The following is a 14,059-nucleotide window of genomic DNA, read 5'->3' as shown; positions in this document are numbered from 1 at the left end:
TTTAAATGAAGCGGTTAGATTGTTCATATTATCTTGTTTTTATTGCTATACTAAGCTTTGGTAGTAATCTTATCCAAGCACAATTTATAAATGTAGATGTTACGACATATACACCTCAGCAATTGGTGGAAGAGTTTTTGGATGCAAAGGTATCGACTTGTATCTCGGTTTCAAATGTCACCGTTAAAGGTGGGAATATTACATCGGGAGGTGCTAGCTACGGTTATTTTGATAAAGGAACAAGCAATTTTGATATCGATAAGGGTATTATTTTATCTACAGGTAATGTTTTGAAAGCACCTGGTCCAAATGATGCTTTGCAAAGCGAGATTGGAAGTGGCTGGGGAGGAGATACGGATTTATATGACCTGTTGGGGGTTCTTAATACCAATGCAACTTATCTGGAGTTTGATTTTATTTCTTCTATCAGTGACAAAGTCAGCTTCGAGTATATGTTTCTTTCAGAAGAATATGATAAATTTAAATCTGTAACTGGTTGTGGGTATTCTGATATATTTGCATTTCTTATAAAGCCAGTTGGCAGTGCTGGTCCTTATACAAATATAGCCTTAGTTCCCGGCACTAATCAGCCGGTATCGGTCGTTAATATAAGAGGAGGCGGAGGTAATTGTCCAAGTAAGAATGAGGACTACTTTGGAAGCTTCAATCCGCAAACTTCTACTTCTCTTTCTCCAACTAATTTTAACGGACAAACCAAAATTTTAACAGCAACAGCTGATGTGGAAATTGGAAAAAAATATCATATCAAATTAGTAATTGGTGATGAAAGCAACCCGACTCACGATTCTGCTGTCTTTTTAAAAGCGGGGAGTTTTGTTGGTATTAAGGATCTTGGCTCAGATTTAAGTTTAGAGACAGGAACAGCTCTTTGTGCAACGGGAACCCACGAAATCGATGCAACACCGTCTCCAGTGCAAGGTGTTGCAACAAATTACAAATGGTATAGAAATGGAGTCTTGGTAGCAAACGGAATGATTCCTAAATTTTTGGTTGATAATACTAATTATGGTTATTATGAGGTAGAAATAGACCTTGATACAAATTGTAAACTTAAGGGGCATATTAATATTGAGCCACAAATTCTACCAATTATTGGAGCTACAAATTTCAACAATATCTGCGATGAAGATCTTGATGGAAATGCAGATGTAATTCTTAACACATATACTTCGCAAGTTGTTTCCAATCTTTCGCAGGATTATGGATTTGATATTAAATATTTTGAATATCCTCCAGCTAATATTAATAATCCAACTGAAGCAGCTATTACTAATGTAAAATTTAACTCAGCATCAAAAGATGTTTATATGTGGTTAAAACCAGGAAGTTGCAATCCTACATTGACTAAAATAACTTTAACAAAAAATGCATTAAGCTCGTTTGATAATAGTGTAAGTTTGAAGCCGTTTGATATTTGTGACGAAAAATTAGAAGGAGAGAAAGAAGTGGATATATCAAGTCCCGATTTTATTAATTCTTTGATACCTACAGGTTTTGATGGTAGACTGGATTTCTACAAATCTAGAATAGGAGCTAATAATAAAGATTCAAAAGAATATTTGTCCAATACAACTATCACTTTGGATGATAAAAATAAAACTCCATCTTTTTTTGTTCGTTTTCATCAACTAGGGTTTTGTGATAATGTTGCAGAAATTAAATTCAATTTTAAACAACCAAAAAAATCAACAGCTATTCAAGATACTGTAATTTGTAAAAACTCACTTATAAATCTGGATGCAGATCCATCTATGAGTATGGGTTTCAGTTCCTACAAATGGTATAAGGCATCCGATCCATCAATAATGATTAGCGATCAACGTAAATCAGGAAATCTATCCGCAGGCGATTATATTGTAGAACTTGGATTTAATGACTGTGTTTATAAACAGTCAGTTAAAATATCAGAACCTCAGGATTTAATCATTAATAATGTTTTGATTGAGGACAATAAAATAACGATTCAGGCTTCTAATGGTATTCCTTCTTATCAATATTTTCTAGATGGAAACAAACAGTCTTCGAATGTTATTGAAAATGTCTCCAAAGGACAACATACAGTTGAGGTTAAGGATAAATGTGGTTCTGTGTTACAAACTTTTTATATCATTAATGAAAAAAATGTAATAACTCCAAATGATGACGGTTACAACGATGTTATAGATTACTCTGGTTTGATGACCAAAATAGAACCTCGACTAGAAGTTTATGATAGAAATGGTGTTTTGGTTTTTAAAGGATCGTCCGAAAATCAATATAAATGGGATGGTAAGTTTAGGGGGAGATCTCTGCCAACAGCATCATATTGGTATATCTTACAGTGGAACGAATCTGGAAACCCTAACAGAGTGCAAAAAACCGGTTGGATACTCCTAAAAAACAGAAACTCAGATTAAAAAAACATCAATGTTTTAACACTTCTTTTCTAAAAAAGATTGTTATTCTAATTACTTAACAAAAAGCCGATAAAGTTTAATAAAATTTTAACCTTATTGGCTTTTTTTTATAGCAATACTCCACTTATTCTCTATAAATTTGCCGATTATATGAAGAAGATATTTACAATTGCGCTATTGTTCTGTATTACTGTGGTTTACGGACAAGATTTTGAAGGTGAAATTTTTATTAGAGATAAGTCCAGCCTTTATCTTAATCAAGTCTATGTAACCAATATCAATGCACACAAAAGTGTTTTGGCGAATTATAATGGTGAGTTCAAAATTGCAGTTAAAGAAGGCGAGGTTCTGAGATTTACATCCATTGCTACGGAAAGAAAAGATATAGAGGTTACAAAGGAAATGCTGTCAAGGAAAAAGAATTTCATAGAACTTCAGATTGCTTATTATGAAATTCAGGAAGTGATTCTGAGTTCCTTTAAACCGACAGGTAACCTTAGAAGAGATGTTGCGATGCTGAAAGGTTCCGAGAAAGTATTTGAACTTAAAAAAATGATTGGTTTACCAGAGCCAAAAGGCGACGGAACTTCTCCTGAGATTCCGGTTTTATCTTTCAATCAAGGGCTTAGTTTTAGTATCGATAGTATTTTTGATTTGATTTCTGGAGAAAAGAAGAAAAAAGAGCGTTATTATCAATATGAAAAAATGAGTCAGGGAATCAAAAGTCTTCAGGATTATTTTGGCGATGACTATTTTACAAGACTTAAAATTCCAAAAGAATTGATCCCGAATTTTCTTCAGTTTATCTACAGCTCAGACAATATTTCTATATTTCTAGAGTCAAATAATTACGAGGCTACCAAAGTTTATATAGAAAAATACCTTCCTATTTATTTGAGAAGATTACAAAACTCACATTTGATGCAGGTTACAGAAGATTTGAAAAAAGAATGATTTTATTTTTATAAAAAACTTAATATTATTAATTATTTATTGGAATTAGATAAAAATGTTTATTTTTATCACGTTTTTAGAAGCTTACAGAAAATTTAAAAAATGGGGAAAAACAAAGCAGCGAGGTTTAGAGAAAATACAATATTACCAAATGTCATTCAGCCAACAAGAGAACAGGCTATTAATGACTTTCAGTACAAGGGAAAATGGAACGAATTCTTTGGTAACGATAAACCGATAGTTTTGGAGTTAGGATGCGGAAAAGGAGAATATTCTGTAGGTCTGGCAAAAGCATTTCCGGATAAAAATTTTATTGGGATTGATATAAAAGGAGCAAGGTTTTGGTTTGGTGCTAAGGAAGCAATACGTGACAATCTGAAAAATGTAGCATTTCTCAGAACTCAGATAGAATTGATAGAAAATCTATTTGCTGAGAACGAAGTTTCTGAGATTTGGATTACTTTTCCAGATCCACAAATCAAATACAGAAGAACCAAGCACAGATTGACCAATCCTGAGTTTTTGGAAAAATACAAACATATTCTTAAGAAAGACGGAATTATTCACCTGAAAACAGATTCAGAATATTTACACGGTTATACTTTAGGATTGTTGCAAGGTCTGGGACATCATATTCTTACGGCGCATCACGATATCTATGGCGCTGCAGAATATCAACCGGACACCCCATTATTAAAAGATATTAGAACTTATTATGAAGATTTATTTTCATCTAAAGGCAAAACAATTACTTACATCAAATTCAGACTAAAGGATGAATAAATTATTTTTGCTACTTATAGGTAGTTGTTTTTTAACAAGCTGTGCTACTGGTAATTCTGTGGTTTCACCGGTTTTTGTAGGAAAAAACACGAATGTTATTTTAGAAACGGATCTATTAAAACAAGCTCCAAAAAAACTTGGCGCTGAAGAAAAAGCAGTTACATTGCTTAACCAGCTCTTTAATAGTGATGAATCTAATAAAAGTATGGTTTTGGTTATCAGTAACGAGTCAGATTGTGATTTTACGATGGATATTTCTGGCAATAACCACTACAGTCTGCCTGTAGCAGCCAGGAAAAGCGAAAGTATTGTTGTAGAAAGAGGAGAGTATGAGATGAAATCTCAGGTTTGCCAGAGTCAATATAAGGTTTACAAAACGTTTTCTGAAAATACACAGTTAAGTATAAAATATACGGTCGTAAATACATCAAATGCCGCAAACAATACCGTAGCATCATTACAATAAAAAAAACGCTTCAAATTTTTGAAGCGTTTTTTTATGAGTTTATATTAGAGATTATTTTATAACCACTTCGTAGATTCTGCTCCAGTTTTTTCCGGTAATGACCATGTTTTCACCTTTGAAAGCAATGCCGTTCAGAACATCTTCACCACCAGTTGAACTTTGTTTTACAATATTGGTTAAGTCCAGAATTCCAGTTACTTCTCCATTAGCCGGATTTATTTGTAAAATAATTGGTTTATGCCAAACGTTTGCGTAGATAGAACCATTATGGTATTCTAGTTCGTTGAGTTGGTCATAACCTTCGGTGTCACTTGCAACAGCAATTGTTCTTAATATTTTAGAAGGATTTGCCGGATCTAGGAAATAAATTGTTTTTGTTCCGTCTGATAAAATTAAATCTTTTCCGTCATAAGTCAAGCCCCAGCCTTCACCTATGGCTTCCGGATAAGCAAATTCACTCAGCAACTTTAAAGTATTTTTATCGTAGATAAAACCTTTTTTATTTTGCCAAGTTAGCTGATATACTTTATCTCCTACAATTGTACTTCCTTCAGAGAAAATCTCCTGTGGTTGAGAAACACTGATGATTGGCTCAGTAGATCCTAGTTTATAAGTCAAGAGTCTGGATTGACCATTTTGTCCATCAGATTCATAAACAATATCGCCGTCAATCTGGAAACCTTGAACAAAGTTTTTCGCATCATGCGGATATTGATTCACAACTTCATAAGATATTTTTCTGGCTTTAGCTTTAGCAAAAACATTGATGGTTGCGTCTTGTTGTAGAACTTCGCCACCTTTGGTTTTGATGTTGAAAGTTACATCATTCTCTCCCAAAGAGAAAAAATTAGGATCAATTGTCAAGTTGCTACTTTCTTTATCTCCATAACTTATCGTGATGGCTTCTGCGTAATCCAAAACATCCTGGGGCAACTGCAGTTTATCGCCAAAATGATAGCCTTTGCTTTGTTGTCCAATGTTATAGTCATTCAAAGTATTGAGGATTTCTTTGTCCTTGTTACAACTTGCCAGAATAAGTAAAGCAAAAGCTGATGCTATAAAAATTTTTTTCATTAGAATTATTCTTGAATTTTCCGCTTTTGCGGTTTCATTTTTTTATAATCGATTTTACCTAAACAATTATCGATAATGTCCTATTATTAACATTTTGCCAAAAATACGAAATAATAAAAACTAAAATCTCATAAATTTTTCTTAATTAAACATAATCATGTAGATTTGTAAATATGATTACGATAATTGCTGCTATTGGAAACAAGAATGCTTTGGGAAAAGATAACCAATTGCTGTGGAAGCTTCCAAAAGATTTGAAACATTTCAAAACACTTACAGAAAATCATCCTGTCGTGATGGGAAGAAAAACATATGAAAGTATTGGTAAAGCATTACCTAATCGTACCAATATTGTTGTCAGCAGAAAGGAAAACTGGTTTCAGGAAGGTATTTTGATTGTATCTACATTGAAAGAAGCTTTGAAATTTGCAAAAAAAATCAATGAAGATTTCTTTGTAATTGGCGGCGGCGAAATTTACAAGCAAACAATGGAAGTTGCTGATAAATTAGAAATCACGCAAGTGAACGGAGATTTTGAAGCAGATACTTTTTTTCCGAAAATAGATCCAAAAATCTGGCAGAAGACAGACGAAGAATGTCATTCCAAAGATGATAAAAATGATTATGATTTCTGTTTCCAAACATTTGAAAAAATTAATAAAGATTAAAATTTCTCTCCTGATTCTTATTTCTTGAATCTGGTTTCTTAATAATGGATTATCCAAGTAAAGTTTTATCGAAAGCTGTTGAAGAAATCGCTGGTTTGCCCGGAATTGGCAGAAAATCTGCGCTTCGCTTGGCGTTGCATTTGTTGCGTCAGCCGGCTTCTCAAGGTATTTCTTTGGGGTCTTCGATACAAAACTTAGTGACAGATATCAAATATTGCAAAGAATGTCACAATTTCTCAGACTCAGAAGTTTGTGATATTTGTAATGATGAGAAGAGGAATGACGAACTTCTTTGTATTGTAGAAGATGTTCGAGATGTGATGGCGATTGAAAATACAGGGAAATACAAAGGAAAATATTTGGTTCTGGGTGGGAAGATTTCTCCAATGGAAGGGATTGGTCCGAGCCAGTTAAGAATCGGAAGTATAGAAAAGAAAATAGGAGAAGGCGTTGTAAAAGAATTGATTTTTGCACTTAGTGCAACAATGGAAGGCGATACAACAGCTTACTATATTTATAAAAAATTCAAAAGTTCACAGGTTATATTTTCAAGTATTGCCAGAGGAATTGCGGTAGGGGATGAGTTAGAGTATGCAGACGAGATTTCTTTGGGAAGATCTATAACCAACAGAACTGCTTATAACGAAGCCGGCTAATGAAAGTAAGTGTCATCATTGTTCATTATCAAGTAAAGGATTTATTAAGGAACTGTATCCTTTCTATTCAAAAATATTTTCAGGGTTTTGAATATGAAATTATTGTAGTTGATAATAATTCTCCAAACTCTGATTGGAAAACTTTGATCTCTGAATTTTCTGAAGTTAACTTTATCAGCCTCGACAAAAATTTTGGTTTTTCAAAAGCCAATAACATTGGTGTCAATTCTGCAAAAGGAGAATATGTTTATATCCTGAATCCGGATACAGAAATTGAAGGTAATTATTTTAAAGAAGTTCTCGATTTTGCAGATTCTAAAGAAAAGTTTGGATCTCTGGGGCTTAGGATGCATAATTTAGAAGGCGTTTTTTTGCCGGAAAGTAAACGTTCTGTACCGGCTTTGGTTAATTCTTTCGAGAAATTATTTACTTCGTTTAGCGACAAGACAAAAACCTATTATAGAAATGATATTGGTGAGTTCAATATTGCTGAGGTTGAGATAATGACGGGTGCTAATCTTCTGATGAAAAAATCGGTTTATCAGGAAGTTGGTGGTTTCGACGAGCGTTATTTTATGTACGGAGAAGATATTGACCTTTGCTATACGATTCTCAGAAAAGGTTACAGAAATTTTTATTACGGTAAATATTCAATTCTTCATTACAAAGGTGAAAGCACAGTAAAAGATAAAGTTTATCTAAATCATTTTTTCGGCGCAATGAATATCTTTATCGATAAATATTACAAAAAACAAAAGCCGTTTCAATATCTATTGATGAAAGCAGGTCTGAAGTTCAAATATTTCCTTGAGGAATCAAAAATTTAAATATCTTTTTCAAACGGCAGGGTAGATTCTTCTGCAAATTTTCTTAATTCCAACATTTCATTTTTGGCTTTATATTGTCCAAATCTTGCAGCAAAATACGTCAATCCGATAAAAACTAAAACGACAAATGAGCAAGGTAAAGCCCAAGGATAATTGTCTGTTTTAATTTGTTTCTCAACATAATAAAGTGTGAAGAATGTCATCCACGCAATGGTAAAGAGAAAATAGAGAAACATAAAAAATGTCCACACAGCAGAGCTTGGTCCAAAAATTCCTCGAATAACGGTTGTGTCAGTGTCTTCATCTTTTTCAATTCTCAAAGCCAGATTAGGTTTCCAATAATTGTCTTCCTTCATTTTCACATAGATTGTTGCAACTTCTTTATTGATATTTCCATAGAATTTGTCCTTATTGTCATTCAAATATTGTTTAAGATTAACTTCATATTCCTCCAAAGAAAGATGCGTGTAAAGTTTGAATCTCGGTCTGTTTCTGATATGATTGAGGGTTTCGCTCATAGTTTTTGGTTCAATTAATTGGACATTCAATAATTATTCCTCAATATATGGGATTGGGTCTTCCAAGGTGAAATCAACTTTCATAGGTAAACCATTTCTTTTGATTTCGAGTTTTATTTTTCTGCTGATATTGGTTTTAAGGATAGCGTGTATTTTGCTCAATGTCATTTCTTTAGCAGGTTTATTGTCGATTGTTATGAGCTCATCGTTTTTCAGAATTCCAGCTTTTTGCGCTGGCGAATCTTTTCTGGTTCCTGATACAATGAAAACCGGTTTCAATGAAAATTTATATTGGAAAGTATTACTGTTATCCAAAACATTGATTTCATTGCCTGCTGAATTTTTTTTAGCAGTTTCAACTTTTACTTGTTCCTTTTCCCAGATTAAACCGTCTTGTTTTAGTTCCAATCCACTGCCGTCTATCAGGAATGGATCATCCAAGTGCTGATTGGGTTTGAAATAAATTTTCTTCCCAGGATAATCAAAAATAATAGAAAAACGTCTTAATATTTCTGAACCAATAGAGCCTTTCCTATCTTTTACAAGATTAAGATGTTGGATAGAAAACTCATCCGGCATAGAAGCAATGGGTTTGTTAAGTCTGAAATTGCCGATGGATAAAGAATTGATTCTGCTCCTTTTTCCAAAAATATCACCGCTGAAACCTCTTCCCAGAAAATCATCAATATTCGGACGGTTGTAAACAAAATCTTTAATCAAAACCGGAAACAACCAAACCGAATCTGTATTCCCTAAATCTAGAAGAAGTTTAGAGCTTTGTTTATCGTGTTTCATTTCCACGTCAGCCGACATATAAGGTTTGTTGAGTTCCACTGTCATTGGGAATTCGGCGTATCTTTTTACTCTTTTTGGAAATTTAGAGCTGTCTTTGTAAACCGTAATTGTTTTTTTTAAATAATTGATTTCTATCGGATGATTTTTGAAAAAATAATAACCAATAATTCCATTTACAGGAACGCCGATATCCTGAGAGATATTAAAATCTTCATCTAGAACTATAAAAACGGTGTGAGATTTATCAATGAAATGATTTCCAATTTTGATATTATTTTTTATCGATTTCAAAGCTTCAACACTTACAGTTTCCCCTAAACCTTTGAAGGTAATTTTTTCAATATTTTTAAAATCGACTTCCTTATTTTCTAAACTGAAAAGCAAAGTTTCTGCAATCCCAGAATCCAACATAAAATTGAGTTCAACACCATTTACAGTCATTGGAATGAAAATTAAGTTGTTAATCAACTTGAATTTTATGACCGTTTTATCTGCATTTTCCAAGACAAAGCCATCCTGAGCCGAGATCCAGAAACTCCAAAAAATACAGAAAAACAGTTTGATTTTCATTAGATTAAATTACTTATTAATTCTTTACAAGTTTAATAATTTTTCAATTAAAATTAAATAATATTTATGTATTCCATAGAATAGTTGATTTTTTATCTAAAAATTGGAATGTTATTTGATATGTTTTTATTTAATTATAAAAAACATTATCAATTGTTTAATTAAAATTTATTTTATCGTTATGAAAAATTTACTACAAGTATTTGGGAAAGATCGTATGGACGAAATTGTTTTCGCTAATAGAAATAAAGCTTATGGCGCCTATGCTCTTAGAAATGAGTATTCTAATCAGTTAACAAAAGCATTACTTGTAGGAGTTGCTTTCTTTGGTTCGCTGTCTATTATTCCTTTAGTTATTTCTGCAATGTCAAATAATGATTCAGTAATTACACATGCCTGCCCGCCAGTATTTGATTTAACACCAGTTGATATTTACGAGCCACCAGTTACTCAACAAGCTGCTGTCATTCCTCCAAAAGTTAAAACTGTAGCATCTCCGGAATATACGCCTGTAAGAGTTGTGAAAAAGAATAAACCAGAGCCAACAGATGATGACAAAAAAAATGCTGCAATCAGCAATGTAACTTCCGCAGGTCCAGAAACAACAATGGTTACGGCTCCTCCGGTAATTACAGGTCCGCCAACTGTTGCACCTTACACTCCTCCAGTTGCGCCACCAGCAGTTGTGGAAGATCCGGATAAAGTGAGAAAGCCAGATGAAGTTGATGTTGCAGCTAATTTTAAAGGAGGAATTGATGCATTTCGTCAAAAAGTAGCTCAAGGTTTCGATACAGAATCTGTTGATCAATCAGGTATGGTTTCTGGCGTGATTACCTTTGTTGTTGAAAAAGATGGAAGTATTTCTAATATCAAAATTAACGGACAGAATTCCGATTTTAATAAAGAAGCAGAAAGAACCGTGAAATCTATAAAATCAAAATGGACACCGGCTCAACTGAATGGTAAAACCGTAAGATCATCTTTCAGAATGCCGATTTCTATGAGAATAGAATAGATTGATTATCAATGTTATATTGATATTGATTTAATTAGAGTTTTATAATTATCCACATTTCCAGTCGAAATGTGGATAATTTTTTTATTTGTCAAGTTGTTAATTAACAATACTTTAACGAGTTGATCGGATTTTCAAAACATTCTTAGTCCTAAAAAATTGTATTTTTGAGGATTAAATTCATTTTTATGGGAAAAATTATAGGCGTTGCGAATCAGAAAGGCGGAGTTGGAAAAACAACAACAGCCGTTAATCTGGCATCAGCTTTGGGTGTTTTGGAAAAGAGAGTTCTTTTGATAGATGCAGATCCGCAGGCTAATGCGACATCTGGTCTTGGGGTGGAAGAAGTTAATTTTTCTACCTACAATTTGTTGGAGCATAGTGCGGAAGTTTCAAAATGCATCTTGCCGACAAGTTCTCCCAACGTGGATATTATCCCTTCCCATATAGATTTGGTTGCTGCCGAGATAGAATTGGTTGATAAAGACAACCGAGAGTATATGATGCGTGAAGCATTGAAACCTATCAAAGATGAGTACGATTATATCATTATAGATTGTGCGCCAAGTTTAGGTTTGATTACAATTAATGCTTTAACAGCCGCAGATTCAGTAATTATTCCGATCCAGTGCGAGTATTTTGCTTTGGAAGGTCTTGGTAAATTATTGAATACCGTGAAGAATGTACAAAAAATCCATAATCAGAATCTGGACATCGAAGGATTGTTGTTGACGATGTATGACAGCCGTTTGAGATTATCCAATCAAGTAGTGGAAGAAGTTAATTCCCATTTCCCGGAAATGGTTTTTGAAACAATTATCAGCCGAAATGTACGTTTAAGTGAAGCGCCAAGTTTTGGAGAGAGTATCTTGAAATATGATGCGGAAAGCAAAGGTGCTATTCAATATATTCAGTTAGCAGAAGAGGTTCTTCTGAAAAACGAAAAATTAGTTAAAAATTAAAATGATTTGAGATAAAATCTATCAATTATCATTAATTAATTATATCATTTATAAAATGAGAGACAAAACAAGAGCAATGGGTCGTGGTCTAGGCGCGATTCTGAATGCTGAAAGCAAAACCAATATCAACTCTGCTTCGGACGAAGGTGCAAAAACTTTGGTTGGAAATATCGTTGAAGTTTCGATTGAAGATATTTACCCGAATCCCAATCAGCCAAGAACTTATTTTGACGAAAAAGCATTGAGTGATCTTGCCGAATCTATCAAAAGTTTAGGCATTATCCAGCCAATTACGCTAAGAAAAGATGGCGAGAAATTCGAAATTATTTCTGGAGAAAGACGTTATCGTGCTTCTAAAATTGCGGGGTTAGCATCTATTCCTGCCTACATCCGTTTGGTAAACGATCAGGTTTTGCTGGAGATGGCTTTGGTAGAAAATATCCAGAGAGAAGATCTTGATCCTATAGAAGTGGCTTTGACTTATCAAAGACTTTTGGATGAGGTTGGGATGACTCAGGAAAATCTTAGCCAAAGAGTAGGGAAAGAGAGAAGTACAATTACCAATAGTGTTCGTTTACTCAAGTTGACGCCGGATATACAGAATGGAATCAGAAGCGGCCAGATTTCGGCTGGTCATGGTCGTGCAATTATGGGATTGGATTCTGATGAAAAACGCAAGTTGTTATTTGATAAAATTATAGAACTCCAATTGAATGTGAGACAAGCTGAGCAATTGGCAGGTCAGATGAAGAATCCGCAGGAAAAAGAAAAAGTGATAAAGCAGACTTTGGTTCCCAATCACGTGAAGAGGGCTCAGAAAAATCTGGCTGATATTCTCAATGTGAATGTCGAGATCAAAACTGCAGCAAATGGAAAGAAAGGTAAAATTGTCCTTGATTTTAAAAATGAAGAAGAGCTGGAAAGCATTCTTGCTCACATCAGATAAATGAAGAAAGTACTTTCGATTTTTTTGTTTTTTTCTTTTTGTTTGATTTTTTCACAAGTCAATCGCAATGATACAATACGTGTAGAAAATCATCCGAAAGATAGCATTCCTGCTGCAAAACCATTATCTGAAGCTCAGATTCTTGGAGATATTGCGGATAAAAATGCACCGGCAAAACTCACAAAACTGAGTCCTATAAAAGCAGGTTTATATTCTGCCGTTTTACCAGGTTTGGGCCAATTTTACAATAAAAAATACTGGAAAATTCCTCTTGTTTGGGGAGCTGTAGGAACTGGAGTTGGTATTGCGCTTTGGAATGATAAAAACTATAAACGATATAGAAATGCATTTATTGCTGAACTCAATGGGCTTCCGCACGAGTTTGATGGCATCAATGGAGTCAACAAAACTGTTTTGGGAAATGCACAAGATCGTTTCAAAAGACAAAGAGATTACGCAATCGGAATTGCGGGGTTAATTTATATTCTTAATATAGTGGATGCCGTTGTAGATGCACATCTATTTGAAGGTCGTAATGATCCGGATTTGGCATTAACGCCAGCGGTTATTAACGACCAATTCAGTAATTATCAGACTAAAGCTGGTTTAAGCTTAAGTTTCAGATTCTAATAAAATTCAATTCTAAAAAATGAAAATAGCAATAATAGGTTACGGGAAAATGGGAAAAATCATTGATGAAATTTCTCAAAGCCGTGGCCACGAAGTCGTTGCAAGATTACGCGAAACGCCAACTACCGAGAATCTTAACAATGCAGATGTAGCCATAGAATTTTCTAATCCCGAAGTTGCTTTTGAAAATATAAAAACTTGCCTGGAAAACAAGATTCCTGTAATATGTGGAACAACAGGTTGGTTGGATAAAAAACCAGAGATCGAAAAATTAGCTTTAGAAAATAACACGCCATTTTTATATGGATCTAATTTCAGTTTAGGGGTTAATTTGTTCTTTGCTTTGAATGAAAATCTGGCTAAATTGATGTCAAACACGAATGAATATTCAGTTCAGTTAGAAGAAATTCATCATATTCATAAAAAAGATGCACCAAGCGGAACAGCGATTTCCATTGCAGAAGGAATTATTGAAAATTCTAAGTATGAAGCCTGGAAATTGGATGAAACCAAAGATAAAGAATTAGGGATTTTTGCCATTCGTGAAGATGAAGTTCCGGGTACACATAGCGTTTTCTACAGATCGGAAGTAGATGAAATCGAAATTAAACACACCGCTTTTAATAGAAACGGATTTGCATTAGGAGCAGTAATTGCGGCAGAATGGATTGTAGATAAAAAAGGAATTTTTTCTATGAAAGACGTTTTGGGTCTATAAAAACTGTAACAAAAACGACATACTAAAAACTAATTATAAAATAGCAACCCAAAGCAATTG

15 protein-coding genes are annotated in these 14,059 nt (G+C 33.8%); 12 read left to right on the top strand and 3 right to left on the bottom strand.

All coding sequences use genetic code 11. The features are described from left to right. The first annotated feature begins 5 nt into the window (after window positions 1-5). From KI430_RS09625 to KI430_RS09610, 4 genes are all read left to right on the top strand, one after another. Complete coding sequence (locus tag KI430_RS09625) at window positions 6-2,417, top strand: choice-of-anchor L domain-containing protein (protein ID WP_248874307.1); 2,412 nt, start codon at window positions 6-8, stop codon at window positions 2,415-2,417. A 150-nt stretch (window positions 2,418-2,567) separates the two neighbouring features. Next, complete coding sequence (locus KI430_RS09620) at window positions 2,568-3,371, top strand: hypothetical protein (protein ID WP_248874306.1); 804 nt, start codon at window positions 2,568-2,570, stop codon at window positions 3,369-3,371. 102 nt (window positions 3,372-3,473) lie between these two features. Further along, complete coding sequence (trmB, locus tag KI430_RS09615) at window positions 3,474-4,154, top strand: tRNA (guanosine(46)-N7)-methyltransferase TrmB (protein WP_074232956.1); 681 nt, start codon at window positions 3,474-3,476, stop codon at window positions 4,152-4,154. A gap of 7 nt (window positions 4,155-4,161) precedes the next feature. Then, window positions 4,162-4,620: a DUF6759 domain-containing protein gene (locus KI430_RS09610; RefSeq protein ID WP_248874304.1), complete on the top strand. Its 459-nt coding sequence runs from the start codon at window positions 4,162-4,164 to the stop codon at window positions 4,618-4,620. A gap of 51 nt (window positions 4,621-4,671) precedes the next feature. Here the strand turns inward: KI430_RS09610 and KI430_RS09605 are convergent, their stop codons facing one another. Continuing rightward, window positions 4,672-5,694 (bottom strand): glutaminyl-peptide cyclotransferase, encoded by a 1,023-nt coding sequence (locus KI430_RS09605; RefSeq protein ID WP_248874302.1) that lies wholly within the window; start codon window positions 5,692-5,694, stop codon window positions 4,672-4,674. A gap of 173 nt (window positions 5,695-5,867) precedes the next feature. Between KI430_RS09605 and KI430_RS09600 the strand changes: the two genes are divergently transcribed. Genes KI430_RS09600 through KI430_RS09590 form a run of 3 tightly spaced genes read left to right on the top strand, consistent with a single transcriptional unit; the run spans window position 5,868 to window position 7,845 of the window. Further along, on the top strand, window positions 5,868-6,362 hold the full coding sequence (locus KI430_RS09600) for a dihydrofolate reductase (protein WP_248874300.1): 495 nt from the start codon (window positions 5,868-5,870) through the stop codon (window positions 6,360-6,362). 44 nt (window positions 6,363-6,406) lie between these two features. Beyond that, window positions 6,407-7,018 (top strand): recombination mediator RecR, encoded by a 612-nt coding sequence (gene recR / locus KI430_RS09595; protein WP_074232960.1) that lies wholly within the window; start codon window positions 6,407-6,409, stop codon window positions 7,016-7,018. Next, window positions 7,018-7,845 carry a glycosyltransferase family 2 protein gene (locus KI430_RS09590; RefSeq protein WP_248874298.1) on the top strand — a complete coding sequence of 276 codons (828 nt, stop codon included), beginning with the start codon at window positions 7,018-7,020 and terminating at the stop codon, window positions 7,843-7,845. Before recR ends, KI430_RS09590 begins: the two co-directional genes overlap by 1 nt. Here KI430_RS09590 and KI430_RS09585 read toward each other — a convergent pair. Together KI430_RS09585 and KI430_RS09580 are read right to left on the bottom strand one after the other, a co-directional pair. After that, window positions 7,842-8,363, bottom strand: a complete 522-nt coding sequence (locus KI430_RS09585) for a hypothetical protein (protein WP_248874296.1) — start codon at window positions 8,361-8,363, stop codon at window positions 7,842-7,844. The two genes, KI430_RS09590 and KI430_RS09585, sit on opposite strands and share 4 nt — an antisense overlap. 33 nt (window positions 8,364-8,396) lie before the next feature. After that, the gene (locus KI430_RS09580) at window positions 8,397-9,728 is read right to left on the bottom strand and encodes an aspartyl protease family protein (RefSeq protein WP_248874294.1); all 1,332 of its coding nucleotides are present in this window, start codon (window positions 9,726-9,728) and stop codon (window positions 8,397-8,399) included. 181 nt (window positions 9,729-9,909) lie between these two features. Between KI430_RS09580 and KI430_RS09575 the strand changes: the two genes are divergently transcribed. From KI430_RS09575 to dapB, 5 genes are all read left to right on the top strand, one after another. Then, entirely contained in the window at window positions 9,910-10,743 is an 834-nt protein-coding gene (locus tag KI430_RS09575) for an energy transducer TonB (RefSeq protein ID WP_248874291.1), read from the top strand. 188 nt (window positions 10,744-10,931) lie between these two features. Then, window positions 10,932-11,705: a ParA family protein gene (locus KI430_RS09570; RefSeq protein ID WP_074232964.1), complete on the top strand. Its 774-nt coding sequence runs from the start codon at window positions 10,932-10,934 to the stop codon at window positions 11,703-11,705. 55 nt (window positions 11,706-11,760) lie between these two features. Further along, on the top strand, window positions 11,761-12,651 hold the full coding sequence (locus tag KI430_RS09565; protein WP_248874289.1) for a ParB/RepB/Spo0J family partition protein: 891 nt from the start codon (window positions 11,761-11,763) through the stop codon (window positions 12,649-12,651). Continuing rightward, a complete protein-coding gene (locus KI430_RS09560; RefSeq protein ID WP_248874287.1) occupies window positions 12,652-13,281 on the top strand; it encodes a DUF5683 domain-containing protein in 630 nt (209 codons plus the stop codon). 19 nt (window positions 13,282-13,300) lie between these two features. Further along, a complete protein-coding gene (gene dapB / locus KI430_RS09555) occupies window positions 13,301-13,999 on the top strand; it encodes a 4-hydroxy-tetrahydrodipicolinate reductase (protein WP_248874285.1) in 699 nt (232 codons plus the stop codon). Window positions 14,000-14,059 lie beyond the last annotated feature (60 nt).

Origin of the sequence: Epilithonimonas zeae, from assembly GCF_023278365.1 — a bacterium.
In the GTDB taxonomy this organism is placed as follows: domain Bacteria; phylum Bacteroidota; class Bacteroidia; order Flavobacteriales; family Weeksellaceae; genus Epilithonimonas; species Epilithonimonas zeae_A.
The sequence above is the reverse complement of the archived record's forward strand: the minus strand, read 5'-3'. Positions and strand labels throughout refer to the sequence as shown.

Coding starts and splice junctions, on each gene's coding strand:
- KI430_RS09560 (WP_248874287.1), top strand. CDS start 12,652: ATGAAGAAAGTACTTTCGATTTTTTTGTTTTTTTCTTTTTGTTTGATT.
- KI430_RS09625 (WP_248874307.1), top strand. CDS start 6: ATGAAGCGGTTAGATTGTTCATATTATCTTGTTTTTATTGCTATACTA.
- KI430_RS09620 (WP_248874306.1), top strand. CDS start 2,568: ATGAAGAAGATATTTACAATTGCGCTATTGTTCTGTATTACTGTGGTT.
- KI430_RS09605 (WP_248874302.1), bottom strand. CDS start 5,694: ATGAAAAAAATTTTTATAGCATCAGCTTTTGCTTTACTTATTCTGGCA.
- KI430_RS09585 (WP_248874296.1), bottom strand. CDS start 8,363: ATGAGCGAAACCCTCAATCATATCAGAAACAGACCGAGATTCAAACTT.
- recR (WP_074232960.1), top strand. CDS start 6,407: ATGGATTATCCAAGTAAAGTTTTATCGAAAGCTGTTGAAGAAATCGCT.
- KI430_RS09590 (WP_248874298.1), top strand. CDS start 7,018: ATGAAAGTAAGTGTCATCATTGTTCATTATCAAGTAAAGGATTTATTA.
- KI430_RS09600 (WP_248874300.1), top strand. CDS start 5,868: ATGATTACGATAATTGCTGCTATTGGAAACAAGAATGCTTTGGGAAAA.
- KI430_RS09565 (WP_248874289.1), top strand. CDS start 11,761: ATGAGAGACAAAACAAGAGCAATGGGTCGTGGTCTAGGCGCGATTCTG.
- KI430_RS09575 (WP_248874291.1), top strand. CDS start 9,910: ATGAAAAATTTACTACAAGTATTTGGGAAAGATCGTATGGACGAAATT.
- KI430_RS09570 (WP_074232964.1), top strand. CDS start 10,932: ATGGGAAAAATTATAGGCGTTGCGAATCAGAAAGGCGGAGTTGGAAAA.
- dapB (WP_248874285.1), top strand. CDS start 13,301: ATGAAAATAGCAATAATAGGTTACGGGAAAATGGGAAAAATCATTGAT.
- KI430_RS09580 (WP_248874294.1), bottom strand. CDS start 9,728: ATGAAAATCAAACTGTTTTTCTGTATTTTTTGGAGTTTCTGGATCTCG.
- trmB (WP_074232956.1), top strand. CDS start 3,474: ATGGGGAAAAACAAAGCAGCGAGGTTTAGAGAAAATACAATATTACCA.